The following is a 26972-nucleotide window of genomic DNA, read 5'->3' as shown; positions in this document are numbered from 1 at the left end:
GGAGATTCATTATTTTGCAGGAGGGATAACATGAAACGCAGAAAATTCAGCTCGTTTGTGGCGGCAGTGCTTATTTTTGCACTGATTTTCAGCCTTTTTTCTCCGGGAACCAAAGCTGCAGCGGCCGGCGCGATCGATCAGGCGGCTGCTCTGGAAAACGGCAAAGAGCAGACAGGCGCCATGAAGGAGCCGGAACAGGTGAAATGGTACAAAGTGACCCCGGGAGCAACGGATATTCAGAAACACTCACATATGGCACTGACCGTAAAGAGTGATTCAGTACTGAATGTATCTGTATATCCAAGTAGGGAAAAAGCGCTTAAAGATGAAACGTTTGAGATGTACCGTTCTTTCACAGCGGAGGATGGAAAAAGCGAAGTCATTTTTCCATACGCGTGGAGCGGCCCTTACTATGTAAAAGTTGAATACCTCGGAGAAGAAGAGCCAGAGGACGGCGGAACGGCAGAAGCAGCTGCAGAAGCCAAGTATACGATTGGGTATAAAGGCACCAAAAAACAGCCGTCAGATTTAGAAGAGGAAGAAGCTTGTCCGGTTGAAATGAGTGTCGATCAGAAGAAATCAGGAAAAGGCATCCTAGATAAGTTGAGAGCGATTCGTGATGAGCAGCTGAGCCAAACAGCAGAAGGCAAAGAACTGACAAGCCTTTATTACAAAGCAGCACCGTTTATCGTTGCAAAGCTCGCACTCAATAAAACAGCAAGAAATGAAATCTATCAGGATCTTGTGACATTAAAGCCGTTATTTGACGATGTGTCAGAAAACGGAGCATCATCTTCGTATAAGGTCACTGAAAAGGATCAAAAAGCAATCAACCGGCTATATGATAAAGCTTTACAATCAGTCCCGTCATTCCTTAAAGAGGAGATAAAGAAACAAGCGGACCGACTAAATATGAAGCAGCTGCAAGGCAAAACAGCCGGAGCCATTTTAACAGAAAACAATATTGCAGCAAAAAGTGAAATTCAGACAACAAAGGTTATTTTCAAGGTGAAGGACAATAAAAGCCTCTCATCCGTACATAATGAAATGAAGGGCTTTTCTGCAAGCGCGCAATCGAAAAAAGACATATCTAATGTGAAAAAGGCAAAGAAATTGTTTGACAATCTGTATTCATTTGAACTTCCGAAAGATGAGAAACAGAACGGCGCATATACGGCAAGCGCCAAAAGGGTCAAAAGCGCTGCTGCGACACTATCCAAGATGTCCAATGTAGAGTTTGCGGAACCCGTGCAGGAATACAAAAGCCTGGCAAACGATATTCAGTACCCTTATCAATGGCCGCTTAAAAACAACGGTGAAAACGGCGGTGTCAAAAATGCGGATATGAAATATGAGCCTGCCAACACATTGCTGTCCAAACGCAAGCTTAACGATACACTCATTGCAGTAGTAGACACAGGCGTAGACAGCACGCTTGCTGATTTAAAAGGAAAAGTAAGAACAGATCTCGGACACAATTTTGTCGGACGAAATAACGATGCAATGGATGATCAGGGGCATGGGACGCATGTCGCAGGCATTATTGCGGCCCAAAGCGATAACGGCTATTCAATGACTGGATTGAATGCCAAAGCAAAAATCATCCCTGTAAAAGTGCTTGATTCCGCAGGTTCCGGAGATACTGAACAAATTGCTCTCGGCATCAAATATGCTGCTGACAAAGGAGCAAAGGTGATTAATTTAAGTTTAGGCGGAGGCTACAGCCGCGTGCTTGAATTTGCTTTGAAGTACGCGGCTGACAAAAATGTGTTGATTGCCGCAGCCAGCGGGAATGATGGAGAAAATGCCTTATCTTATCCTGCATCTTCTAAATATGTGATGTCAGTCGGCGCAACGAACCGCATGGATATGACCGCTGATTTCTCTAACTATGGAAAAGGTCTGGACATCTCTGCTCCAGGGTCGGATATCCCGAGTTTAGTGCCGAACGGAAATGTCACGTACATGAGCGGAACGTCTATGGCGACGCCGTATGCTGCCGCTGCTGCAGGATTGCTGTTTGCTCAAAATCCTAAGCTGAAAAGAACAGAAGTTGAGGATATGTTGAAAAAGACGGCAGATGATATTTCCTTTGAAAGTGTCGATGGCGGAGAAGAAGAGTTGTATGACGATTATGGCGATCCGATTGAAATTCCGAAGACACCTGGTGTAGACTGGCATTCAGGCTACGGGCGGCTGAATGTCATGAAGGCTGTCAGCGCAGCTGATTTACAGCTTAAGGTCAACAAGCTGGAAAGCACTCAAACAGCTGTCAGAGGGAACGCGAAGGAAGGCACACTTATCGAGGTGATGAACGGCAAAAAGAAACTCGGCAGCGCCAAAGCCGGAAAAGACAATGCGTTCAAGGTTAATATCGCGACTCAAAAACAGGATCAAGTACTGTATGTGAAAGCAACAAAAGGCGATGCGAAAACATCGTATAAAGTTGTTGTCGTCAAAGGAAAACCTTCCGGCACACCGAAAGTAAACGCGGTGAAAACGAAGGATACGGCAGTAAAAGGGAAGGCAAACAGCAAAGCGATGATCAGAGTGAAAAACAAATCAAAGAAGGTCATTGCTTCTGCCAAAGCTGACGCAAAAGGAACGTTTTCGGTGAAAATCAAAAAACAAAAAGCCGGAACGGTGCTGTACGTCACGGCTGCGGATACAGATAAAAAAGAAAGCAAGGAAGCAAAAGTTGTTGTTGAAAAGTAACCAAAAAGCGGTGCTCGATGCACCGCTTTTTTATTTGCCCCCCCGTTGGACTGCTGAATACATAATGGATCGCTTTCCGTTTGAAGCCGTCCATTCAAAACGGTCTCCTGTCCCTTCGCTGCTGTAGTGATGCTGCATCGCGCATTGGGCGGTGTCATTTGAAAAGTGATAAAAGGACACACCCTGCTCCGCCGAAGAATTCGAAAAGACTCCTTTATTATAAGAAAAGACGCAATCGAATACCGATAAGCCGAAGCTGTGCAAGTGCTGCAGAAACGCGATAAAGGTTTCGTCGTCAAGAGAATCCAAAAGCGCCATGAGCGGCCGCTTGACTGATTTCTCATAGCGGATGCGTTCTCCGCCGGAAAGGGAGATGTTTTCTGCACCGCATGCCAAAACCAACTTGTCCTGAAAGCCGGCTTGCTCCCACTTTCCTTTATGATGGATCCAGATTGGGCTGTGTTGGAGACTGTCCGCCAGCAGTATATCGCCTTCTCCGTTTTCGATTAAACAGATGCCGTCTTCGATGAGGATGGTGCCGTATTCCCATTTTCGTTCCCCTGTATATATCAATTGTTTCCGTTTCATCCATGCTGTCTCCTTTTTCTTCATTCCTCTCTTTTCTTTCCAATTCAAGCCTGTCCCATACAACTCTTTTATGGACAAATCAACTATCTGCCTATAGATGCATAAACTTACTAAGGTGCTGAAAGAAACGAAATTGTTACGAAAGAAACGGGATTGGAGCTGATGTCACATGTGTGGAATTACGGGTTGGGTCGATTTTAAAAAGCAGCTCGTCCAGGAAAAACAAACGATGGACAGAATGACAGACACTCTTTCCAAACGAGGGCCTGATGATTCAAACGTTTGGGGGGAGCACCATGTTTTATTCGGACATAAAAGACTTGCGGTTGTTGATATTGAAGGCGGACGCCAGCCGATGGCGTGTACCTATAAAGGGGATACGTACACCATTATTTACAATGGCGAGCTTTATAACACGGAAGATTTGCGCAAAGAATTGCGGGCGCGGGGCCATCAATTCGAGCGTACGTCAGATACCGAGGTGCTTCTGCACAGCTACATCGAATGGCAGGAAGACTGTGTCGACCATCTCAATGGCATATTCGCTTTCGCTGTGTGGGATGAAAAGCGAAATTTGCTGTTTGCCGCGAGAGACCGTCTCGGCGTAAAGCCGTTTTTTTACACGAAGGAAGGCTCTTCATTTCTCTTCGGTTCGGAAATCAAAGCAATCCTCGCGCACCCTGATATAAAAGCGCGAGTGGACAGAACGGGACTTTCTGAAATTTTCGGTCTTGGACCGTCCAGAACCCCGGGCACTGGCATATTTAAAGGCATAAAAGAAATCCGCCCGGCTCACGCGCTGACATTTTCCAAAGACGGACTTAATATTTGGCGTTATTGGAATGTTGAAAGCGAAAAACATACGGACAGTTTTGATGACACGGTTGCCAATGTCAGATCGTTATTTCAGGACGCGGTGACGCGGCAGCTTGTGTCGGATGTGCCGGTTTGCACATTCCTATCAGGCGGTCTGGACTCAAGCGCAATTACAGCGATTGCGGCGGGCCATTTTGAAAAGGAAGGAAAAGCACCGCTTCATACTTATTCGATTGATTACGAAGAGAACGATAAATTTTTTCAAGCAAGCGCTTTTCAGCCGAATGATGACGGACCATGGATTGAAAAAATGACAGAGGCTTTCGGCACAACGCACCACAAATGCGTCATCAGCCAAAAAGATCTCGTTGATCATTTGGAGGAAGCTGTACTGGTCAAAGACTTGCCGGGAATGGCGGATGTCGACTCATCCCTGCTGTGGTTTTGCCGGGAAATCAAAAAGGACTTTGTCGTCAGCCTATCGGGAGAGTGCGCGGATGAGATTTTCGGCGGGTACCCGTGGTTCCATACGGCAGATGTTGAGTCTGGCTTTCCATGGATGAGATCAACGGAGGAGCGGATCAAGCTGCTTTCTGACTCATGGCAGAAAAAATTGAATCTGAAAGAATACGTAAATGCCAAATATGAAGAAACCTTGGCAGAAACGCCATTATTAGACGGAGAAACGGGTGTGGATAAAGCAAGAAGACAGCTGTTCTATTTAAATATGCTTTGGTTTATGACGAACCTTTTGGATCGGAAGGATCGCATGAGCATGGGGGCGAGCCTGGAAGTGCGGGTGCCGTTCGCCGATCACCGGCTTGTGGAATATGTTTGGAATATTCCGTGGGAAATGAAAATGCATGATAATCGGGAAAAAGGCATTTTACGCAAAGCGCTTGAGGGCATTTTGCCTGATGACATTCTGTATCGCAAAAAAAGCCCGTATCCGAAAACACACCATCCGGAATATACAAAAGGCGTCAGCGAATGGCTGAAAACGATCAGAAGCCAAAAGGACTCCGTGCTCCATACCTTGCTGGACAGAAAACAATTAGATCAGCTTTTAGAAACGGAAGGCTCCTCCTTCAAGGTGCCGTGGTTCGGGCAGCTCATGAAGGGGCCTCAGCTGATCGCCCATCTTGCTCAAATTCATACATGGTTTGAAGCGTATCGCATTGATATTGATGAAGGATAAAGAAAAAGCCGATTCTGCTCAAAGGAATCGGCTTTTTCTTCATATACAATTGCGAGAAAACATAATAGACTTGAAGAAGCAGTGATACATAGGAGTGAAAAGAAATGAAAGAGATAAAAGAAGCCTATCAGCAATGCGGCCAGATCGTCAGCGCCCGCGAACCAGCCTGTTACAAAGCATTTTCGTTTCTTCCGCTGAAGCAAAGGCAGGCAGCTTGGGCGGTTATGGCGTTTTGCCATACGGCAGCCAATGCGGATGAGAAGGCGTTATCTGCCATTAAAGCTGAGGCGGAAGATGTTTTTTCCGGTACGTATAACGGGAATCATTTTTTGTGGAAGGCTTTCGGCCATGCCTACCAGACATTTACACTGGACAGCGAGCCATTCCGTGAGTTCATTGCCGCACAGAAAGCGGAAGATAAACCGTTTGGAAACCTTGATGAATTGCTCATGCACGCATACCAGACAGGCGGGGCAGCCGGATTGATGCTTCTCCCGATTATGGCGCGCCGGCATCAGAAACAGCTGACACATGCAGCCGGTTCTCTCGGTTTAGCGATTCAGCTGATTCGGATTCTGAGAGATATCGGCACTGGCCAACAGCAAAAAAGCCGTATCCCTCGGGAAGTGATGCAGCAATTTGGATATACAGAGGACGACCTTCAAAAGGGCGTCGTGAATAAGGCGTTCACAATGACGTGGGAGTATATCGCTTTTGAAGCAGAAGCCTACCTTGAAGAGTGTCAGGATGCCTTGCCGCTATTTCCGCAGTATTCTCAAAAACCGGTGAAAGCCGTTCTTCTTTTGCACCGGGCTGTTTTAGAAAAAATCCGGGTGAAGCAGCACGATGTATTTCAACATCACTTCGCTCTCACAGAGACCGAAGTGAAGCAGATTCTCTCTGATATCTAAAAAACCCGGCCTTGATTGAGCCGGGTGTTACGCCATACCTTTTTGAATCCAGATACGTGAGCGCCATCTTCTGTACATTAAGATTCCCCGGACCCATTCATCCGCGATAAAAGAAATCCAAATGCCGGCAAGACCGAAACCGAGGTGGATGCCGAAAAGATAAGCAAGCGGGAGACCAATGCCCCACATTGAAATCATTGCCATGTAAACCGGGAATTTCGCATCCCCCGCGGCCCGCAGAGAGTTAATGATAATGACATTAAACGAGCGGCCTGGTTCAAGGATAATGGTCATGGCAATCAATAGGCTTGCAGTTGCTATAATGTCAGGGCTTTGTGTGAAGAGTCCGATCAGGTCTTTTGAAAAGATCGTCATCAAAACAGATGTAGCCGCAGCAATTCCGAGTGCCCAATATAAGCTCTTCATGCAGCGCTCATAAGCGGCATCAAATTGTTTGCCGCCGATATAACGGCCGATTAAGATTTGTGTACCCTGGCTGATCGCAGTGCCGAACAGCAAAATAAACATCGTAATATTTTGCGTATACACTTTTGTTGTCAACGCCTGCGCGCCCATGATGGCGATAAAATACGTGACAATCATTTGCGAAAGGTTGTATGAAAGCTGCTCTCCCGCAGAAGGAATGCCGATTTTCAGCAGCTTGCGCAAATGCTCTTTATGCATATGAAAGACTTTTTTCAGCGACATCTTCAGCTGAATGCGTTTGTTGACAATCACAATCATCGCGATTAATCCGATGACGCGGGCGATAGATGTGGACATGGCCACACCGGCAACGCCGAGAACAGGAAAGCCGAACAAACCAAAAATCACAACAAAGTTTCCGGCAATGTTTAAAATGTTCATGCCGATAGTGACAAACATTGTATCTTTTGTGTAGCCGTAGCTTTTTAAGATCGCGCTGAATGTCATGATTAAAGCCTGAATAAAGGACAGACCTCCGACAACTTGTAAAAAGACTTTCGCATCAGGCATCAGTGCGTTTGATAATCCCATCATATGAAGCAGAGGGACAGCCGTGAAAAAGACGACGGCGCTGATGGCCAGGCTGATGAAGAAGTTGGCGCCGATTGACACATAAGCGACTTCCATGGCTTCTTTCTTTTGCCGTGAGCCTAGAAATTGCGAAATGATAACGGTCGTTCCTGTTGCGATAAAGCTGAACATCACGATAATTAAATTTAAAATCTGGTTGCTGACGCCGACTGCTGCCACGCTGTTATCCGAGTATTGGCTGAGCATCAGTGTATCGGCATTACCCATAAACATATATAATGAGACCTCAATGAAGATCGGCCAAGTAAGCGAAAATAATGAGAACGTTTTGTCAGCGGGTTTTTTCAAAGCAGTTGATTTGAAGACAGCTTGTTTCATAGTGTCTAACCCCTTTCGTAAATAAAATCAACGTTTTAAAGTGTACCTCCATTTCCTTATAATAAAAAGGGATAGAAACGATACTTCTTGTAAAAATCCGACTTAAAAAGGAGGATGATTCAAATGCCTCGCATCCTGTTTACAGTCCCGCCTTTTCCGGTATTTATCGCAGCTGGGGAAGGGGTTTTTAAGAAAGGAGAAACCCATGTGAAACGTGTATTCTCCGTGTTTGATCTGATATATGTCAAACAGGGAACGTTATATATAACGGAAAATGAAACATCGTTTTCTGTTGAAGGCGGCGAGTACATCTTGCTTTCTCCCGGTCTTGAACACTACGGGACGAAGGGCAGTGATGAAGCAACCTCCTACTATTGGCTTCACTTCGATGAACATCGATATGAATTTACGGCAAAGGGAGGCAGCAACTGGTCTGAGCTTCAGCAGGAAAAAGGGAGCTTCGAAGAGCCGGCCCGCTACGGATTGGCCTTGCCGAGAAAAGGCAAGGTGCAGCGCCCGCAGTTTATGGCGCAGCAGTTTGAAAAGCTGATCGATTACTCCGCGGAAAACTCTGATTTGCCGCTCAGAAAGCAAATCTTATTTGAGGAACTGATGCTGCATCTTCAAAAAGAAGCGTTCCAAATACCGTCTGCGAAAGAGCGGGTTGCCTGGGAGGCGGCCCGGTACTTACAGGAGCACTATAAGGAAAAGACGACAATCAAGGATCTGTCGCTCGCCCTTCACTATCATCAGGATTATGTGAGCCGCTGCATGCAGCAGGTGCTCGGCGTAACTCCGGCACAATACACGAACCGGGTGAGAATGACGGAAGCGAAGCGTCTTTTATCCTCTACAAATGATAAAATGGGCGTTATTGCGGAAACGGTCGGAATGGAAGATCCGACATACTTTTCAAAACTCTTTAAGCAGATAGAAGGCATTTCACCAATTGAATACCGGAAAATTGTCAGCCGGAAAGTTCAATAACCAGACGAGGGATGAACATGAAAACAACAATTTACGATGTGGCAAAGGCGGCGGGTGTCTCGATCACAACTGTGTCGCGTGTGATTAACAATACGGGGAGAATCAGCGGCAAAACACGGCAGAAGGTCATGAATGTCATGAATGAAATGGCATACACGCCCAATGTCCACGCCGCGGCGTTAACGGGAAAACGAACGAATATGATCGCTCTTGTGGCGCCTGATATTTCAAATCCGTTTTACGGCGAACTGGCTAAAAGCATTGAGGAAAGAGCGGATGAACTCGGTTTTCAAATCTTGATTTGCAGCACCGATTACGATCCGAAAAAAGAAACAAAGTATTTTTCTGTGCTGAAGCAGAAAAAGGTGGATGGCATTATTTTTGCAACAGGGATTGAAAGCCATGACAGTATGTCTGCTTTGGAGGAAATCGCCAGTGAACAAATTCCGATTGCCATGATTTCTCAGGATAAGCCGCTTCTTCCGATGGATATTGTTGTGATAGATGACGTTCGTGGCGGATATGTGGCTGCCAAGCATCTTCTGTCACTCGGCCACACGAACATCGCCTGCATTATCGGAGACGGGTCAACGACAGGCGAAAAAAATAGAATCAAAGGCTTCCGTCAGGCGATGGAGGAAGCGGGCGTGCCCATTGATGAATCACTTATCATCCAGACGCGGTTTTCCTTGGAAAGCGGCAAGGAAGAAGCGGGAAAATTGCTCGACAGGAACGCTCCGACTGCTATTTTTGCCTTCAACGACGTATTGGCCTGTGCCGCCATACAAGCTGCGAGAATAAGAGGCATAAAAGTGCCGGATGATCTTTCTATCATTGGTTTTGATAATACGATACTCGCAGAAATGGCGGCTCCGCCCCTGACAACCGTAGCCCAGCCGATAAAAGAGATGGGGAGGAGCGTCATCGAACTGCTGGCAGAAGCAATAGAGGGAAAACGAAAGGCGAAACAAAAAATAGTGCTCCCGCCTGAACTTGTAGTCAGACATTCTACATCACCGCTCAACACATGAGCCCGCTAATGAGCGGGTTTTTTCATTATGACAGTTGAAGCCAAAAAAACATATTGCGTGTAAACCAAAGGCAGTGTAAAATAAAACCATCTTTTGAGAAAGCGCTTGCGCAAAATGGTAGAGCGGATAGAACCGCTGTTTTTTAGCTGTTAAGAGAAAGCGCTTTCTTAAAGCGATCCTGAAATGAGAAAAAGGAGAGGATGGGACGTGGAACATCAAGTAAGATGTGCAGTATTGGGATTAGGAAGGCTCGGTTATTATCATGCGAAAAATCTCGTCACCAGTGTGCCGGGGGCAAAGCTGGTTAGTGTCGGTGATCCGTTAAAAGGGAGAGCGGAGCAGGTTGCCAGAGAACTCGGTATTGAAAAATGGTCAGAGGACCCGTATGAAGTGTTAGAAGATCCTGGCATTGATGCTGTCATTATCGTAACGCCGACAAGCACACATGGTGAAATGATCATCAAAGCAGCCGAGAACGGCAAACAGATCTTCGTTGAAAAACCGCTGACATTAAGCCTTGAGGAATCTAGAGCAGTTTCTGAAAAAGTGCAGGAGACAGGTGTCATTTGCCAAGTAGGCTTTATGAGACGATTCGATCCTGCATACGCAGATGCCAAGCGGCGGATTGACGCAGGTGAAATCGGCAAACCTATCTATTATAAAGGCTTTACGCGCGATCAAGGCGCGCCACCCGCAGAGTTTATCAAACACAGCGGTGGGATTTTTATTGACTGCTCCATTCATGACTATGATATTGCCCGTTATTTGATAGGGTCGGAAATCACTTCTGTTTCAGGGCACGGCAGGATTCTGAACAATCCGTTTATGGAGCAGTACGGCGATGTGGATCAGGCGCTGACGTATATTGAATTTGACTCCGGCGCAGCGGGGGACGTCGAGGCAAGCAGAACCTCTCCATACGGACATGACATCCGGGCGGAGGTGATCGGGACAGAGGGCAGTATTTTCATAGGGACATTGAGACATCAACATGTGACCATCCTATCGGCTAAAGGGAGCAGTTTTGATATCATTCCAGACTTTCAAACTCGTTTTCATGAAGCCTACTGCTTGGAGCTTCAGCATTTCGCCGAGTGTGTCCGGAATGGAAAAACACCGATTGTGACTGATATTGATGCGACGATCAATTTAGAAGTGGGCATCGCCGCAACCAATTCCTTTCGAAGCGGCAGGCCGGTACAGCTAGATGTGAAGCGCGCTTATACAGGTATGTAAAAGCTAATATGTTGCATTTGAGGCTTTCCGCAAAAAAAAGCAAGGACATTTTAGCCCTTGCTTTCTCTTTTCTCATATAACTCATATAAATAGTACATATAATCAGTAGGTATGCCTGAATGGCCCAGCTGTCTCAGCATGGCGGTTACGTTCCCTCTATGGTAAGTCCCGTGATTGACGACATGCAGGATGGTGTCTGCATAGGTTGATTCCAGTGTACCTAGTTTCGGATGCTGCATTGTGAAGGTCTGTTCTAAGTCCGTCTGGCGGCTGAAGAAATCATGATACTGTGACTCCAGCTCGGCAGCGTGCTGTTTAATCGCTGCCATATTACCTTGCGCGGACTCTAATTTGCCTGCGCTGTCTATAATCTCTTGGTAGGCCACTCCCGAAAGAACATTCAGCCAAATGTAGTCAGCCCTGCACATATGAAGCAGCACGTCGCTGACAGAAGGAAATACGCTCTTTACTTCTTGATAGGCAGTTTCCTCCGGCAGGTTTTCGATATGGTTAAATATTTTCTTGTTTGCCCAAGAATGATAGTCATAAAACTGTTTTGCATTAGTCATCAGCATGCCTCCTTTTCTAAGAAATTCGTTTTTTTCATTTGTTTCTCCTTCAATTGCAAAAGAGTGACACCCCAAAATATCCTGCCGCTGCCCACATTACCGCTGCAGAGCATTTGTTTACGATCAGCATAAGCCTGCCGCTCGTATCTATCGTCTGAAACAACCGGCCCGCTATTGCAAGGCTGATAAACCAAATCCAAGACACAGCGATGCAGGCGGCCATAAAGAGCCATTTCTCAAGCCCCGAATATTGAAGAGAGCTCGTGCCGATGACGCCGATCGTGTCCAGAATGGCATGCGGGTTTAAAAGAGAAACAGCGGCCGCAAACGCAACTTGCTTTTTTGGTGTGAACGTATGTTTCTCATTTTGGCTTGTGTTCGGACGGCTGTTCCAAGTCACCCAGCCCATATAGAGCAAAAATAAAAATCCGCTGGCTATCATGACTGTCTCAAACACAGGCAGCTCCTGCACAATGACAGATACGCCCGCAACGGCTAATATGATTAACAGGGTATCGCAGACTGAAGCACTGATGACAGCTGGGAGAGCCCGCCAAATATGCTTTTGCCACGCGCCTTGCTGAAAAATAAACACATTCTGCACTCCCAGCGGCAAAATTAAGCCAAACGCGAGCACAATTCCGTGAATGATTGCATTCATGCTGAAAAAGCTCCCTTCACATTTTTTTTAATCATAAGAGAGATTGTCACTAAAGTCTCCAGCCATTTGGTTGGGTTAGAAACCAGCCAAATGTATAATGTGTAAAAAAGGGGGGCATGACCTTGTCTCAATGGCAGCCAAGCCGAAAGTCGGATGTTCCGCTGCATCGGCAGATCGAACAATATATGAAAGACAAGATTCTTCACGGAGAGTGGGCTGTAGGAACGAAAATCCCCTCACAGAGAACGCTGGCCGACATGTTTCAAGTCAACCGCAGCACAGTCACAGCAGCCATAGATGAACTCACGTCTCAAGGCTTGTTAGAGGGAAGAAGAGGCGGCGGTACGAAGGTTGTAAACAGTACTTGGAGCGTGCTGGCGGCTGAGTCTCCGCTTGATTGGAGCGATTACGTCCGTTCGGGCATTCATCGCCCCAATTCTTCCATCATCCAAGCTATTAATCAGAACGAACCAAGAGCGGATATCATCAGATTAGGAACAGGAGAACTATCACCGGATCTGCTGCCTGCTGACACAATGAGCCGGATGTTTCAGCAAATCAATCCGGGCGCCCTGTCTTTAGGATATGAGCAGCCGAAAGGAAACCGTCTGCTGCGGGAGGCAGTGGCCGACCATTTAAAAGGAAATAATATCCATGTGTCACCGTCTGCAATTTTAATTGTGTCCGGTGCACTTCAGGCACTTCAGCTCATCTCAATTGGACTTTTAAAACGAGATTCTGTCATTTTGACGGAGAAGCCGTCCTACCTTCAATCCTTGCATGTATTTCAATCAGCGGGGATGCGGCTTCGCGGCTTGCCGATGGATGGTGAAGGGGTCAAAGCGGGGCTTGTTTCTTCTTATCGAAAACAATATGGCGGACAGCTGCTTTACACGATTCCGTCGTTTCATAATCCGACAGGCACAGTCATGTCAGAGCAGCGAAGGAAAGAGATCATCAGCCTGTCAAAAAAAGAGCAGCTGCCCATCATTGAGGATGATGCGTACGGTGATTTATGGTTTGAAGAAAAACCGCCGCAGCCGTTGAAAGCAATGGATCATGAGGGCAATATTCTGTATCTGGGCACGTTTTCAAAAACGGTTAGCCCCGGTCTGCGAATCGGCTGGCTTGCCGGTCCGGAGCCGGTTATTGAAAGGCTGGCGGACATTAAAATGCAGACAGACTACGGATCAAGCGGCCTGTCCCAGTGGGCGGCTGCCGAGTGGCTGTCACAGGGATATTATGAAGAGCATCTGACTTGGGTACGCAGGAAGCTTAAAGAAAGGAGAGACGCCGCCGTTCATTTTCTCGAGCGGTATGCCGGGGACATTGCCACGTGGCGGATTCCCGCAGGCGGCTTTTATATTTGGGTGACATTTCACAAAAACCTGCCTGTCAGCCGTTTCTTTTATGGATTGCTGAAACGGCAGGTGCTTGTGAATCCCGGCTACATTTATGACGGTGAAGACCGAAACAGCATCAGGCTGTCATATTCCTATGCATCTCTTGGAGATTTGGAAACTGGCATTAAAGCGGCAGCTGAAACAGCACGCCGCCTGATGATGTCCTAGGCTTTGGTTATACGATGACAGCTCCCAGTGCCCTGGCGAAGGCAATCGCGTGCTCAGGTGCGATTTTGCAGCCTTTCAATTTGTCGAGGGAGACATGAAGCTGTTCAAAACGGCACGTGCTGATGTCCATGTTTTGAAGGGACGTGCCGGTAAAGCTGGCGCCTTCCAATTCGCACCTGTCAAAGTGTGTCTGATGGAGCACCGTATTGCTGCATTCACTTTGCATAAGAGCACAGTGATCAAATCGAACTTGTTTCATATTTGAGTACGAAAATGAGCTGAAATGTCCGTGGCATTCCTCGAATGAAACATTCCGCAGCGTTGCTTCCGCCACATTCATTCCAACCATTTTTGACTGCTTAACTGAAGTTCTGTGAATGACAGCCCCGCTGAAATCGGCGTTTGATAAATCACATTTTTCAAAGATCACATCGGTCAGTTCAATATGCCGAAAAGACACATCGATAAAGACGACATTTCTGAATACCGTTTTTTCTACACAGAGTCTTTCGATATCTTCGCCGCAGATGGTACAATCTTCAAACAAATGCATGCTGATTACATCATCCTGCGTCACGGCATCATGAAAATCTGCGGTTTGCAGGTTTTCCGGTATGTTCGGTTTTTGAATTGCGATTTTATTCATGTGATGACATCCTTTGCTGCCCGGAAAACAGAGGCTTCCGGGTTCAATTTAATAGATCGTTAAGGAAATTGATACATATAGTAAATCGTGAAGAGCCTTTTCTTGGTACAGCAGCCCGCTTGTTTTGTAAGCATAAATGGAAAGCTTCCTATACGTCAAGGCGTTTACAGGCCGAAAAAGCCAAAGGGAACAGGAGGAATGCGTAATGGGGCATTACGTCAAAACCGAGGAGCATGTGACACTGTTTGTAGAGGATATCGGACATGGAAGGCCGATCATCTTTTTGCACGGGTGGCCGTTGAATCATAAGATGTTTGAATATCAAATGAATGAGCTTCCGAAAAGGGGATTTCGTTTTATCGGCGTTGATTTGCGGGGATATGGGCAATCTGACCGCCCTTGGGAAGGCTACGATTATGACACGATGGCCGATGATGTGAAAGCAGTCATTTATACGCTGCAGCTTGAGAATGCGATTCTTGCCGGTTTTTCAATGGGCGGCGCCATTGCAATCCGTTATATGGCAAGGCATGAAGGAGCCGATGTTGATAAGCTGATTTTACTGTCTGCAGCGGCCCCCGCGTTTACAAAACGCCCGGGTTATCCGTATGGGATGAGGAAGCAGGATATTGACGATATGATTGAATTGTTCAAAGCTGATCGGCCCAAAACACTGGCTGATTTAGGGGAACAGTTTTTTGAGAAAAAAGTGTCTCCAGAGCTTAGGCAGTGGTTTCTCAATCTGATGCTGGAGGCTTCCTCCTACGGGACGATCCACTCAGGCATCGCATTAAGAGACGAAGATCTCAGAAAGGAACTTGCTGCAATCAAGGTGCCGACGCTGATCCTGCACGGGAGAAAGGATAAAATTGCGCCGTTTGATTTTGCGAAAGAATTGAAGCGCGGTATCAAACAGTCGGAATTGGTTCCGTTTGCAAACAGCGGGCACGGAGGATTTTATGAGGAAAAAGAGAAGATCAACAGTTTGATTGCGCAGTTCTCCAACTCATAAGAAAAAACCCGACATTGATCGGGTTTTTTATATAATTCCTCTGTTTTGCAGTGCGTTAATGATGAGATCAGCTCCATCGGAAATAGAGGTCTGGTCTGACTCAATGATGAAATCGGGTGAAAGCGGCGCTTCATACGGAGAATCGATCCCGGTGAAATGTTTGATCTCTCCGTTTCGCGCTTTTTTATAAAGCCCTTTTGGATCGCGCTGTTCACAAACATGCAGCGGGCACTTCACATAAATTTCGAAGAACTCACCTTTAGGAAAGAGTGCTCTAACCATGTCCCGATCCTCTCTGAATGGAGAAATAAAAGCCGTTAAAATCATTTGCCCGCTGTCGACAAACAGCTTCGCCACTTCTCCGATCCGGCGGATGTTTTCAATCCTGTCACCAGTCTGAAATCCAAGGTCTTTGTTTAAGCCGTGGCGGATATTATCACCGTCAAGCACGTAGCTCTGAATGCCCTTGCGGTAAAGCTTTTCATCGACAGCATTGGCCAGCACCGATTTTCCGGAGCCGGACAAACCTGTAAACCAAAGGACGCAGCTTTTGTGTCCGTTTAAGGACTGTCTGTCAGACTTTGAGATGGCAGCGGGATGCCAAATGATGTTCGGATTGTGTGTCATTGCAATTCCCCGCTGTTTTGCTTGATGGCAACAGGCTGTTGGTGAAGTCCCTTGATCAGCACGGCTGCGACCTCAGGCCGGCTGAATTCTTTAGGCGGCTTTTTGCCTTGGCGGAGAAGCTCTCTCACTTTTGTGCCTGATAAGTGGATGTGGTCTCTCGGGCTGTGCGGACATGTTTTGGAGGTGCCCATGTTTCCGCATTTTCGGCAATAAAAGCTGTGCTCAAAAAACAGCGGCTTGATGCCCAGCTCTTCCTCTGTGAATGATTGAAAAATATTTTGGGCGTCGTATGTTCCATAGTAGCTGCCGACACCCGCGTGATCACGGCCTACAATAAAATGGGTGCAACCGTAATTTTTTCGGACGAGCGCATGGAAAATCGCTTCCCGCGGACCTGCATAACGCATGGCGGCAGGGAAAACCGATAACATGACACGATCCTTTGGATAATAGTGATTAAGCAAAGCCTGATAGCTCTCCATTCTGATATCGCTTGGGATATCGTCTGACTTTGTTTCTCCGACAAGCGGGTGAAGCAGCAGACCGTCGACCGTTTCTAACGCTGTTTTTTGAATGTATTCATGCGCTCTGTGAACAGGGTTCCTGGTTTGAAAGCCGACAATCGTTTTCCAGCCGAGCTTTTGAAAGGCCGCTCTTGTTTCTGCGGGCGTTGCATAAAACTGTTCGAAAGATTTGTCAGGCAGGCGGCTGACCGTGATAGGCCCTCCGATATAGTAATCCGGGCGCGCCAGCAATTTTTTTACGCCTGGGTGGGCAGGATCGTTTGTTTTAAAAACAGACAGTGCTTCTTGTGTTTTATCAGGCTGGTATATATCGGTGACTGTGATCATGCCGTAGGTAACACCGTCTTTCACAAGCTTGACGTGATCTCCGGCAGACAGCTGTTTTGCTGTTTTTTCTCCGACAGGCAGCGTAATCGGCAGGCTCCACGGCAAGCCGTTTGCCAGCCTCATTTCCTTCACAACACGATGATAATCTTTTTCTCCCAAAAAACCTGTTAACGGGCTGTAGCCGCCGATCGCAATAAGCTCCAGGTCGCTCAGTGCAAGCTGATCCAGCTCAGCTTGGCACGTGCACCCTTCAAAATGGCATGCGTGATCACAGCGGTTGATTAATACCCCTCCGTGGGGTTCGTTTCCATTCAACGTGTTCAACCTCCATTTATACGTTTCCTTGTTTTCTTTGCTGCAGTTAATGAAAGTTTGACATCAGCGCCTCAACATCATTTCGACTCTCATAGCCAGAACCTGCCGTCCGCTATTCTTGATGCAGGCCGCATTCTGTTTTCTCCCGTCCGGCCCATCTTCCAGCCCTCTCATCGTTCGGGTCCGGGGAAGGCAATGTACACATTTCACAGCCTATGCTCGGGTAATGTTGATCGTGCAGTTTGTTATAAGGCAAATTGTGCAGGCGGATGTACGTCCAAACGTCATCCCATGTCCAGTGGATGAGCGGGCAAATTTTGATGAGCTCAAACTTCTGGTCCAGGTTTACGTATTGAATATGCTTTCTCGTTGGTGACTGATCCCGGCGCAGTCCTGAAATCCAAGCTGTCATGCCGGACAGGTGCTTTTTGAGCGGTTCGATTTTCCGCAATTGGCAGCAGAGGTTCGGGTTATGCTTCCACAGCTCTCCGCCGTACTTCGTCCCCTGTTCTGTTAAGCTCAGCTCGGGTTCGAGCATCTGGATTGCAAATCCCGGATATCGTTCTTTGACGGTCTCGATCAGCTCATATGTTTCCTGAAAATGAAGCCCGGTATCCAAAAAGATGATGTGTGCATTTTTGTTGATTTTTGATATTAAGTCGAGAAGCACCATTCCTTCTGCGCCAAAGCTGCAGGCGTACACAATCTTTTCTCCGTACATTCGGTAAGCCCATTTCAACACATCGAGCTCATCGATCAATTGATCCGTTATCCGTTTGGACAGCATGTCGTTCCATGTGTCATATGTGATGGTTTCGTTCAATGTTTTCCCCCCGTTTGCATCTGCTTTTTTTATCTATTGATCGAGTTATAGGCAGACTATTCATTTTTTGCATAAAGGTTCAGGGTTTTTAGGGGCTGCGCCCGCCTAAAATGAGGTGCGGAACCATTAAGAGCCCGGCTGAATATGCTTTTTAGCAAAATGGTTTTATGCCCAAGGAGAGGTAGTATGCCGATTGCCATTTATCAGGGGCATCATCATTCGCTTGCCCCGGCTGATATTAACATCGTCATTGATGTCATCAGAGCCTTTACGGTCGCCCATTATGCGTTTATCGGCGGGGCGAAAGAGATTTTGTTGGTCCGGACAGCTGATGAAGCCTTTGCGCTGAAAGACACCTATCCGGATTATGTATTGACGGGAGAGGAAAAGGGGGTCGGTATCAGCGGATTTGATTTAGATAATTCTCCAAAACGCATGGCGGGACAGGATATGGCGGATAAGCGCCTGATCCAGAAAACAACAAACGGCGTCACAGCAGCATTGGGGGCGCTGAACGCAAAGCATCTGTTCGTAACTGGATTTTCCAATGCCAAAACAACGGCACAGCATGTGAAAAAGCTCGCCGCAAACGATTGTGTCATAAACATTGTGGCTTCCCATCCATCCGGTGATGACGATATGGCATGTGCGGAGTATATCAAAGGCATCATTGAAGGGACAAATGCGATAATGGCTGCGGAGGCGATTGAAAGAATAAAACGCTCTTCTGTTGCGGAGAAGTTTTTTGACAGCCGCCAGCCATTATTTGATTCGGAAGACATCGTTTACTGTACAAAAGAACTGACGGGCGATTTTGTGATGAAAGTGAAACAAGATGGAGAAGTTCCAACGATAGAGAGGGTCATAATATGAATGATTTTTCACTAGAATTGCCAGTGAGAACAAACAAGCCGAGAGAAACCGGGCAGTCCATTTTAATTGATAACGGCTATCCCTTGCAATTTTTCAAAGATGTCATATCTGGAGCGTCCGACTATATTGATTTTGTGAAATTCGGCTGGGGCACATCATTACTTACGAAAGATCTTGAAGAAAAAATCAGCACACTGAAAGAACATGACATTACATTTTTCTTTGGCGGCACACTGTTTGAGAAGTACGTAAGCCAGAAAAAAGTGAATGAATTTCATCGGTACTGCACCTATTTCGGCTGTGAATATATTGAGATTTCAAACGGTACGCTCCCGATGACAAATAAAGAGAAAGCGGCTTACATTGCCGATTTTTCTGATGAATTTCTTGTCCTCAGTGAGGTGGGCAGCAAGGATGCGGAATTAGCAAGCCGGCAAAGCTCTGAGGAATGGCTTGAATATATCGTTGAGGATATGGAAGCGGGCGCGGAAAAAGTGATTACAGAAGCCAGAGAAAGCGGAACGGGAGGGATCTGTTCCAGCAGCGGCGATGTCAGGTTTCAAATTGTTGACGACATCATTTCCTCGGATATTGATATCAACAGGCTGATTTTTGAAGCGCCTAACAAAACGCTTCAGCAAGGTTTTATTCAAAAAATCGGGCCGAATGTGAATCTGGCCAATATTCCATTTCATGATGCCATCGCTTTGGAGACGCTGCGTTTAGGGCTAAGATCCGATACCTTTTTTCTGTAAAACAGCGGCTGCGGGGCTCTCGTCGTGAAGAGAGCCTCTGCCTATTATTTTTTATGGCGGTACATAGGCGTGAGATAGGGAAGTGAGGTCAGACGGATGTTGTAGATGAAGTCGATGACTCTTGTCGATATCACTTGGCATATCAGGGCTTGAATGACAATGCCCCAGTCAATAATAGACGCGGTGACCATAAAAATGATGCAATTCATGATGAGCAGGATCGTACCAGGATTCCCGCCGCGGTAGATAGAAATCATCAGAGCAAGGGCTCCGAATCCTCCGTTCGAAATTTTATATTTGTATAAAAGTCCGATGCCGAGTCCCAATAACACTGCGCCGCTTGCCAGATCAAGCCACAGATTAGATGTGATATCCGGAAAAACCGCATCAAAGATCAATACCGAGACAGAGGTGACGGTGATAGAAGCGAGGGTGCCGGTGAATGTTCTCATCTCCAGCCATTTTAAAGCGGTAAAAAGCATTGATACATTCACAGCCCACACTGAAAATCCGTGGGGGATTTGAAACAGATAATGCAATAGCACCGCAATACCTGCTGCACCGCCTGTCGGAATATCATGCGGAAATAAAAACAAGGACATGCCGAGTCCTTGTAGTACGCCGCCTACGACAATCATAAACGTAAGTTTTGCTTTCATCAGCAGTTCAGCCATTAAGTCATTTGCTCCTTTATGAAAAGACTTGTCCGCTGTTTTCATTTTATGAGGCTGTCCATGATTTATGTCTCAAAATAAAGAAATGGCCCAGCTTAATATGCTGAGCCATCCCACTTGTAGCGATTGACGATCTCCTTATTGATCTCTGTTCCAATGCCTTTTCCTTTCGGGATATGGACCATTCCTTTTGAAGGCTGCAGGCTGACGAGATCTGTAAAAGGATTCTCCATGACGTCCCACTCGATCGGTTCAATGTGATCGTTCTTCATTTTAGACCATGGGGGCAGACAGGCTTGTGCAAATAAAGCATAGAGCCGTGAGAGCGATCCGTCATATGCATGGGCGGATGCTCTGACGCCAAAATAACGCGCGAGCTGGAGGCAGTCCCGAAACTCATCAATTCCGTTGACATGCATGACATCGGGCTGAATGATATCCAAACAGCGCTGTGAAAGGAGAGGCACATATTGCGCCGGGCCTTTCATGTTTTCTCCGCCGGCAACAGGAACAGACAAACGGCTTCGAAGCATAGCGTAATCCTGCGGCTGATCAAAGGGCAAAGGCTCTTCAAGCCAGCCAATGTTCGTCCATTCGGAGAAATAGCGCTCCCATTTAAAAGCCGCAGCGGCATCGTAGCTTTGGTTTGCGTCCAGAATCATCGTAATGGAGCTGCCTGCTGTATGCTGCAATGCATTGATGTGCCGGACATCCTCCTTGAATGAAGTCCCGCCAATTTTGACTTTGATTTGCTCAAACCCTTTTTTCAACTGGGCTTCAACATTGGAGACTGAGCGGCTGATCCATTGCGGGGAGTCTGAGTACGATTGAAAAGACGCGTACACAGGAATCTCCTCTCTGTATCGCCCGCCCCATAATTCGCATACCGAACAATCCGCAGCTTTGGCTGCAATCTCTGTCAGCGCCATGCTTACAGCGGAGGCCGCCCGCTGGTGCCATTTTTGAATCGTGCGCACTAATGACAGGCGGCTGCCAGCCTGTTTTCCTAATAGAAACGGGATGATCCGTTTCGTAAAACCGACATGGAGAGCAGGGAGCCAATCAACGCATTCTCCCCAGCCGTCTATCCCGCTTTCGGTGATAATCCTGATGAGATAATAAGTCCGATATCGTTTAAACCCATTGGCATCTCCGTATGGCTTTTCTAATCGGTGAAATAGCGGAAAGGTTTCAATCCGTACAATTTTCACACTGGGTGCTACCTTTCCTCAGCGGGCTGTAGCCGATTTCCAGCCATTTTAGGGTCTTCTTTTTCTTTTGTTTCTTCATTGTTTTGCTTCACATGGATGAGCATCATCACAAGAAACCCGACAACGAGAGTCAATCCCGCGATGCTTAAAAACATGCCGGGTCTAGACCATTGCATCAGGCGGCCGAAAATCGGAGGACCGATCGCTACCCCTAAGAAACGTACAGAGCCGTACAGCGAGGTGACAAATCCCCGTCTTTCTTTGCCGACAGCCCCGGTAATAAAACTGTTCACACAAGGAAGGACAAGACCTGAGCCTATACTGCTCAGTACAAGAACACTGATAAAAAGGACAAGATTTTCAATGAATGACAGTGCCGCGTAGGATACGGTCATGAACGCCAATCCAAGTACGATCAGCTTTTTCATTAACGATTGCTTTTGCCCGATTTTGCTTCCTGTTGTATAGGACGTCACACACATAACCAAAAGCGGGATCGCTAAAATCAAGCCTTTTTTCACGCCGTCGGTGTCGTATGTTTTTTCAAGAACATCTGAGAGATAAAACAGGATGCCGAATAAAGTAAACAAACAGGTCGCACCGGCTAAATAAGCGGTAAACAGCCATCTGCCTTCATGTTTAAAGACACTTAACAGCCCTTTTGCATATTTTCCGATTGGTGGCGGTTCTTTTTCCTTTTTCTTTTCTTTAATAAAAATCCAAGTCAGTACGATCGAAATGATACAAAACACAGGAAAGGCAAAAAACGCGCCATACCAGACGAGCAGGGCGATCAGCGAGCCAATGATCGGCGATAGCACTTTCCCCATGCCGTTTGAAGCTTCAACAAGGCCGAGCACCTTGCTCTCCTGGGCGCCTTTAAACAGATCTCCCGTCAGTGCCATGGCAATTGGGCCGGTTCCGGCTGCCCCGATTCCCTGTAACGCTCGTCCTGCCATGACCCAAGGGTATGCATTGTCAAAAAAACCTGCCGCAAACCCGGCTAACAAACCGCCGGCACCATACAAAATTAAGCAGGGAATAATGATGACTTTCCTTGAGAATCGGTCTGCGAGATAACCGACAATCGGAATCGCAAATGCTGCAATCAAGGAAAATACTGTGATCACGAGACTGACTTGAAATTGTGATAAATGAAGTTCAGATTTCATTTTTGGCAAAATCGGAATAAGCATCGAGTTTCCTAGGGTTAATATTAAAGGGATTGAACCGATTGCTACAATCGTCATTCCGTTATTTTGTTTTGATGATTCCATCTCAAAGCACACTCCTTTTCTTCTGCTTAGAATGTCCCTGATGGCTTCGTTTATTCAGCGATCAGACAGCAAAAAACCGAACAGAAGATACCTGTTCGGGAAAAAAGAGGGTTAACCGAGAGCCTGGGAAATCAAAGCATATAAGTGTCCATTTTGAATAGGCGCTTTTTTCTGATAGAACAAAAGCGGAGGTTCATCATCTTTAAGAAATCCCATTTCTATCAGGCTGTCATGCAGAGACGTGTGTTCACTCGGTATATCAATTCGCATCGGCCCTTGTTTGCCGGCCGCCAGCCTGTTAATTATCTGTGCTGCAACATCTGGGGATGGAGCGATGATGGGGCCGAATTTCAAATTGGCCGGTGTCTGTACAGAAAGTCCGTAGCCAATTAGCTGTCCGTCCTGATTTCGGGCGATGATACATTCGCATGAAGCAGAAATAAGCTGCTGCAAAAGGTTTGATCGATCTCCGCCAAAGGCAGCCAGATCCGCCGCGGTTAAGTCGTGAAAGTCTTGTTCTCTAAAGGATGTCAGTTCAGCATCAAGCTTTTTTGTATAAGGTTGAAAACTGTGACAGCTGTACTTTCGCACTGAACCAGCCGTATGAAAACCTGCTTTTTCATAAAGCGGCAAACCTTCTTTTGTGGCGCAAAGCCTGATGGCGGTGTTTTCATCCGTTTGGGTGATACAGGCGTTTACCATACGCCGGCCGAGACCGAGCCGTTGATATTCCTTGTCAACGATAACGAGGCCGATAGAAGCAAGACTGCCAAACAAAAACAAGCCGATGCAGGAAATAATATCACCGCTGACATTTTGATAGCCGAAAAAGCGTCCTTGCTGGACAAGCAGTGCCAGCTCTTGTTCGCCGTAATCCGGCCACCCGGCTTGCCTGCAAAGCCGCAATAGACTAGGGGTATGTTCTTCATGAAGCTTAATTAGCTTATCGATTACCCTCATACAGATCACCTGCTTGTTTCGAGTTTTTTATACATGATGATATGTGTGCCTATGCCGGGAATCTCAAACGGTTCGCCGAGTTCTTCCCAGCCAAGTTTTGAATAGTAGCCTTTCACATGGCTTCTGGCATTGCACCAGACTGCCTGAACGCCGTTCTCCGCCAGTTTCTCTTCCGCGTGTTTGACCAGCGTGCTCCCGCCTTTTTGATCGCGATATCCTTCAAGCGTTGCCATGCCTCTCAGCCGATATGCTGGGGATTCTGTTATTAATGGCTGAATTTGCGGGGAAAAAGAAGCGATGCTGATCAGCTTTCCTTCAAAAAACGCGCCGAGATGAAAGGAGCCTTTTGCATGATCCTCTTCATATTTGCATTGTTCAATGGATTGATGGGGACGCAGAATGCGGTGCCGGATTTCATACGTATCTTCCGCGGAAATGGTTTTGACTTCGAGCATAATGTTCCTCCTCATGACTGTTTTTCTATATCGTAACACGAATCCCGTTGAAAAAGACCGCCCGATTGGATCAGACAGTCTTTTAAGGGATTAATGCAAAAAGATATTTTGGCGCTGCTCATCTTTTTGCTGAATATATGAAGTAAGCTCAGCGGTTAAGTCAGATCTGAGGAAAGGCGTTATCAAGTAGATGCCGTTAAACAGCTCGCATGCCGTATCCAGCAGGGAGCGGGCAATCGCAAGGCCTTCCGCCTTTTGCTTTTCTTTATCTTCACCGGCATGGGCCATTTTTTCTCGAATCGTATCAGACAGCTTAATGCCGGGAATTTCGTTATGGATGAATTCGGCATTCCGGCTGCTTGTCAGCGGCATGATGCCGATATAGATCGGCGTCTTCAGATGTTTTGTTTCGTTATGGATATCGACAAGCTGCTGCTCGGAATAGACAGGCTGAGAAACAAAATAATCTGCGCCGCAATCTATTTTTTTCTCAAGCCGTTTTACCGCTTTATCCAGATGGCGGACGTTAGGATTAAATGCAGCGGCAACTGAGAAATTTGTTTTCTTGCCGAGCGGTTTTCCAGACAGAGACAGACCTTCATTGAATTGTTTGATCAGCCTGATTAAATCAAAAGATGTTAAATCATATACAGACGTCGCACCAGGAAAATCCCCGATTTTAGAAGGGTCGCCTGTAATCGCAAGCACGTCATTCAGCCCTAACGTATCAAGGCCCATTAAATGTGACTGTAAGCCGATAATGTTACGGTCACGGCACGTAATATGGACAAGGGAACGCATATCGAGCTGCTGCTTGACAAGAGCGCCGCAGGCAACATTGCTGATCCGCGGGGTCGCCAGAGAATTGTCGGCGAGTGTCAGGGCATCGATTCCCGCTTCTTTTAATTCAGCAGCCGCCGATAGAAATTTGTCAAAGCTTAGTTTTTTCGGCGGGTCCAGTTCTACGATAATAGAGCGTTTTTTCGCCGCGATCTCATCCAGGCCGGGCTCGGTTCGCTCGTGATGAACAGAAATGAATTCTTTTGCCCGGGTTTTGACTTCTTTTTCCGTAATCGGAGCCAGCCCGCCAACCGCTTCCGCCATCGCCCTGATGTGATTCGGCGTTGTGCCGCAGCAGCCGCCGATAATCCGCGCACCTTGCTTACGGAATTCTGACGCGCTGTTTTGAAAATACGTGTCGTCTGTTTCATAGACGAGCCGTCCCTCTTCAAGCGAAGGAAGGCTGCTGTTCGGATAAACGGATAAGAATACGTCATCAAAAATCGGCACTTCGCTGAGCGCTTCAATCATGTGATAAGGGCCGAGGCGGCAGTTAATGCCGACAATATCAGCTCCGAGATCCGCAATCGAGCGCAATGCGTCAGAAAGCGGCGTTCCGTCCTGCAATACGCCTTGCTCGTGCATGGAGACATTGAGCATAATCGGAAGATCAGTCTCTTTGCGCGCGATTTTCAGCACTTCACGGGCTTCTTCCAAATCATAATACGTTTCTAACAGCAAGCCATCCGGCTCTTCATGCAGCAGCAGGTAAAGCTGCTCGCGGAAGCTGCGCTTAATTTCGTCAAGACTGTACGCGTTTTTATTAAATGTGCGTATGCCGCCCATCGTTCCAAGCACGTATGCATCGCCTGCTGAAGCCCGCGCGATCTTTACGGCCTCCTGATTCATTTTTTTGATGTCATCCTCAAGCCCGTGTCTGGATAATTTAATATAGTTGGCCCCGTACGTATTCGTTTGAATAATGTTGGCTCCCGCTTCAACGTACGCTTTATGTATGCGCTGAATTTCCTCCGGCTTTGAAATATTGAGCTCCTCAAAACACCTGTCAATGCCATAGGAGTAGAGGAGCGTCCCCATGGCGCCGTCACCGATTAACACCTGTCTTTGCAAATCTTCTAAAAGTCCCATTGTCTGCCTCCTTTATTCACATCAGCAAGGAAAAAAGAGAAATAAAAAAAGTCCTCTTAAGAAGAAGACTTTGTCAGTGATTTTGTCTCTTCTTATCTTCCAAGCTGTTCGAGCTTGCTGGATTTAGCACCTTGGTCATGGCTGATCGCCATTACACCGGTTGCTGAAGCTTCGTCGGGCCAGTCCCTCTGCTTCTCTTGATAAGAACGGATATGAAATTTTCGTGTCAGGAAGTGCCAAAAGATACCTGGCGTTTTTCCCTTTCTCCAAATTTACCGAAAATAAAGACAATAATCAATAGGAATCAGAAAATTTATCTGAAATTTATAAATTGAACGTCAACTGGTAAATCTGCTCCCCGCACAGCTGAGATAATCTGCTGCAGGTCATCTTTGTTTTTTCCGGTGACACGCACTTGATCATCCTGCACCTGAGACTTTACTTTCAGTCCGGAGTTTTTGATGATTGTATTGATTTTTTTTGCGTTGTCCTTGTCGATGCCTTGAACAAGCTTTGCACGCTGGCGTACCGTTCCGCCTGACGCGTTTTCAACCTTGCCGTAATCAATGTTTTTTGTCGGAACGTTTCGTTTAATCAATTTGCTGACCAGCACATCTTTCAGCTGGCTTAATTTGAAGTCGTCATCAGAAACGAGGACCAGCTCCTCTTTATCTAAAGAAATGTCGCTTTTGCTGCCTTTAAAGTCGTACCGGGTACTGATTTCCTTCAGTGCGATTTGGATTGCGTTTTGCACTTCAGGCAATTCCACCTTGGATACAATATCAAATGAGCTTTCTTTTGCCATATGAAAACCTCCATAACATTTAACTTATGTGTTGATTATAGTAGAATAAAGAGAAACTTCCAACAGAACAAAGAATCAATT

Annotated in this window: 23 protein-coding genes, 2 pseudogenes and 1 riboswitch; of the genes and pseudogenes, 10 read left to right on the top strand and 15 right to left on the bottom strand. The window is 46.7% G+C overall.

The annotated features are described in order from the left end of the window. Positions 1–30 precede the first annotated feature (30 nt). Positions 31–2715 (top strand): cell wall-associated protease WprA, encoded by a 2685-nt coding sequence (wprA, locus tag ACZ07B_RS10895; RefSeq protein WP_464877175.1) that lies wholly within the window; start codon positions 31–33, stop codon positions 2713–2715. Between the two features lie 30 nt (positions 2716–2745). Here wprA and ACZ07B_RS10890 read toward each other — a convergent pair whose 3' ends face one another. Beyond that, a complete protein-coding gene (locus ACZ07B_RS10890) occupies positions 2746–3327 on the bottom strand; it encodes a DUF2777 domain-containing protein (protein ID WP_124059933.1) in 582 nt (193 codons plus the stop codon). A 145-nt stretch (positions 3328–3472) separates the two neighbouring features. Between ACZ07B_RS10890 and asnB the strand changes: the two genes are divergently transcribed. Beyond that, entirely contained in the window at positions 3473–5317 is a 1845-nt protein-coding gene (gene asnB / locus ACZ07B_RS10885; protein ID WP_014476388.1) for an asparagine synthase (glutamine-hydrolyzing), read from the top strand. 81 nt (positions 5318–5398) lie between these two features. Further along, positions 5399–6228 (top strand): annotated as a pseudogene (locus tag ACZ07B_RS10880) (phytoene/squalene synthase family protein). A 27-nt stretch (positions 6229–6255) separates the two neighbouring features. Here the strand turns inward: ACZ07B_RS10880 and ACZ07B_RS10875 are convergent. After that, entirely contained in the window at positions 6256–7623 is a 1368-nt protein-coding gene (locus ACZ07B_RS10875) for an MATE family efflux transporter (protein WP_217019743.1), read from the bottom strand. Positions 7624–7746: 123 nt separating this feature from the next. Here ACZ07B_RS10875 and ACZ07B_RS10870 point away from each other — a divergent pair, with 123 nt between their 5' ends. From ACZ07B_RS10870 to iolX, 3 genes are all read left to right on the top strand, one after another. Beyond that, positions 7747–8610: an AraC family transcriptional regulator gene (locus ACZ07B_RS10870; RefSeq protein WP_003245539.1), complete on the top strand. Its 864-nt coding sequence runs from the start codon at positions 7747–7749 to the stop codon at positions 8608–8610. 17 nt (positions 8611–8627) lie between these two features. Continuing rightward, positions 8628–9641 carry a transcriptional regulator DegA gene (gene degA, locus ACZ07B_RS10865; RefSeq protein ID WP_130572203.1) on the top strand — a complete coding sequence of 338 codons (1014 nt, stop codon included), beginning with the start codon at positions 8628–8630 and terminating at the stop codon, positions 9639–9641. Positions 9642–9848: 207 nt separating this feature from the next. After that, positions 9849–10877, top strand: coding sequence for a scyllo-inositol 2-dehydrogenase (gene iolX, locus ACZ07B_RS10860; protein WP_464877174.1), 1029 nt, complete (start codon positions 9849–9851; stop codon positions 10875–10877). Positions 10878–10927: 50 nt separating this feature from the next. Here iolX and ACZ07B_RS10855 read toward each other — a convergent pair whose 3' ends face one another. Then, a complete protein-coding gene (locus tag ACZ07B_RS10855) occupies positions 10928–11446 on the bottom strand; it encodes a DinB family protein (RefSeq protein WP_024573152.1) in 519 nt (172 codons plus the stop codon). A gap of 49 nt (positions 11447–11495) precedes the next feature. Then, positions 11496–12157, bottom strand: a pseudogene (locus ACZ07B_RS10850) (LysE family transporter). A gap of 66 nt (positions 12158–12223) precedes the next feature. On the opposite strand from ACZ07B_RS10850, the gene ACZ07B_RS10845 reads away from it, so the two are divergent. Next, on the top strand, positions 12224–13678 hold the full coding sequence (locus ACZ07B_RS10845) for an aminotransferase-like domain-containing protein (protein WP_217019741.1): 1455 nt from the start codon (positions 12224–12226) through the stop codon (positions 13676–13678). Between the two features lie 7 nt (positions 13679–13685). Here the strand turns inward: ACZ07B_RS10845 and ACZ07B_RS10840 are convergent, their stop codons facing one another. Continuing rightward, positions 13686–14324, bottom strand: coding sequence for a pentapeptide repeat-containing protein (locus tag ACZ07B_RS10840; protein ID WP_024573336.1), 639 nt, complete (start codon positions 14322–14324; stop codon positions 13686–13688). A gap of 205 nt (positions 14325–14529) precedes the next feature. On the opposite strand from ACZ07B_RS10840, the gene ACZ07B_RS10835 reads away from it, so the two are divergent. After that, entirely contained in the window at positions 14530–15336 is an 807-nt protein-coding gene (locus tag ACZ07B_RS10835; RefSeq protein WP_167559992.1) for an alpha/beta fold hydrolase, read from the top strand. A 27-nt stretch (positions 15337–15363) separates the two neighbouring features. Here the strand turns inward: ACZ07B_RS10835 and cysC are convergent, their stop codons facing one another. From cysC to ACZ07B_RS10820, 3 genes are all read right to left on the bottom strand, one after another. Beyond that, a complete protein-coding gene (cysC, locus tag ACZ07B_RS10830; RefSeq protein WP_003245829.1) occupies positions 15364–15963 on the bottom strand; it encodes an adenylyl-sulfate kinase in 600 nt (199 codons plus the stop codon). Further along, positions 15960–17129 (bottom strand): sulfate adenylyltransferase, encoded by a 1170-nt coding sequence (gene sat / locus ACZ07B_RS10825; RefSeq protein WP_167559988.1) that lies wholly within the window; start codon positions 17127–17129, stop codon positions 15960–15962. Before sat ends, cysC begins: the two co-directional genes overlap by 4 nt. A 112-nt stretch (positions 17130–17241) precedes the next feature. Next, on the bottom strand, positions 17242–17952 hold the full coding sequence (locus ACZ07B_RS10820) for a phosphoadenylyl-sulfate reductase (protein WP_134982174.1): 711 nt from the start codon (positions 17950–17952) through the stop codon (positions 17242–17244). A gap of 186 nt (positions 17953–18138) precedes the next feature. Here ACZ07B_RS10820 and ACZ07B_RS10815 point away from each other — a divergent pair, with 186 nt between their 5' ends. Further along, complete coding sequence (locus tag ACZ07B_RS10815; protein WP_212129634.1) at positions 18139–18825, top strand: 2-phosphosulfolactate phosphatase; 687 nt, start codon at positions 18139–18141, stop codon at positions 18823–18825. Further along, positions 18822–19580 (top strand): phosphosulfolactate synthase, encoded by a 759-nt coding sequence (locus ACZ07B_RS10810; protein WP_217002609.1) that lies wholly within the window; start codon positions 18822–18824, stop codon positions 19578–19580. The genes ACZ07B_RS10815 and ACZ07B_RS10810 overlap by 4 nt, the downstream gene beginning before the upstream one ends. 44 nt (positions 19581–19624) lie before the next feature. Here ACZ07B_RS10810 and ACZ07B_RS10805 read toward each other — a convergent pair whose 3' ends face one another. From ACZ07B_RS10805 to ACZ07B_RS10775, 7 genes are all read right to left on the bottom strand, one after another. Beyond that, entirely contained in the window at positions 19625–20254 is a 630-nt protein-coding gene (locus ACZ07B_RS10805) for a YitT family protein (protein ID WP_009966972.1), read from the bottom strand. A 95-nt stretch (positions 20255–20349) separates the two neighbouring features. Then, positions 20350–21465, bottom strand: a complete 1116-nt coding sequence (locus tag ACZ07B_RS10800; protein ID WP_464877173.1) for a mandelate racemase/muconate lactonizing enzyme family protein — start codon at positions 21463–21465, stop codon at positions 20350–20352. A gap of 8 nt (positions 21466–21473) precedes the next feature. Continuing rightward, complete coding sequence (locus ACZ07B_RS10795; protein WP_217002607.1) at positions 21474–22742, bottom strand: MFS transporter; 1269 nt, start codon at positions 22740–22742, stop codon at positions 21474–21476. Positions 22743–22853: 111 nt separating this feature from the next. Continuing rightward, positions 22854–23702 (bottom strand): GNAT family N-acetyltransferase, encoded by an 849-nt coding sequence (locus ACZ07B_RS10790; protein WP_464877172.1) that lies wholly within the window; start codon positions 23700–23702, stop codon positions 22854–22856. A 5-nt stretch (positions 23703–23707) separates the two neighbouring features. Beyond that, the gene (locus ACZ07B_RS10785) at positions 23708–24157 is read right to left on the bottom strand and encodes a GNAT family N-acetyltransferase (RefSeq protein ID WP_217002606.1); all 450 of its coding nucleotides are present in this window, start codon (positions 24155–24157) and stop codon (positions 23708–23710) included. A 90-nt stretch (positions 24158–24247) separates the two neighbouring features. After that, positions 24248–26086, bottom strand: coding sequence for a bifunctional homocysteine S-methyltransferase/methylenetetrahydrofolate reductase (locus tag ACZ07B_RS10780; RefSeq protein WP_003245847.1), 1839 nt, complete (start codon positions 26084–26086; stop codon positions 24248–24250). 89 nt (positions 26087–26175) lie between these two features. Further along, positions 26176–26293, bottom strand: a riboswitch (SAM riboswitch). 106 nt (positions 26294–26399) lie between these two features. Continuing rightward, positions 26400–26891, bottom strand: a complete 492-nt coding sequence (locus tag ACZ07B_RS10775) for a YajQ family cyclic di-GMP-binding protein (protein ID WP_217002605.1) — start codon at positions 26889–26891, stop codon at positions 26400–26402. Positions 26892–26972: the final 81 nt, after the last annotated feature.

The organism is Bacillus sp. 9.4 (assembly GCF_055486415.1).
This window is presented reverse-complemented; position numbering and strand designations above follow the sequence as displayed.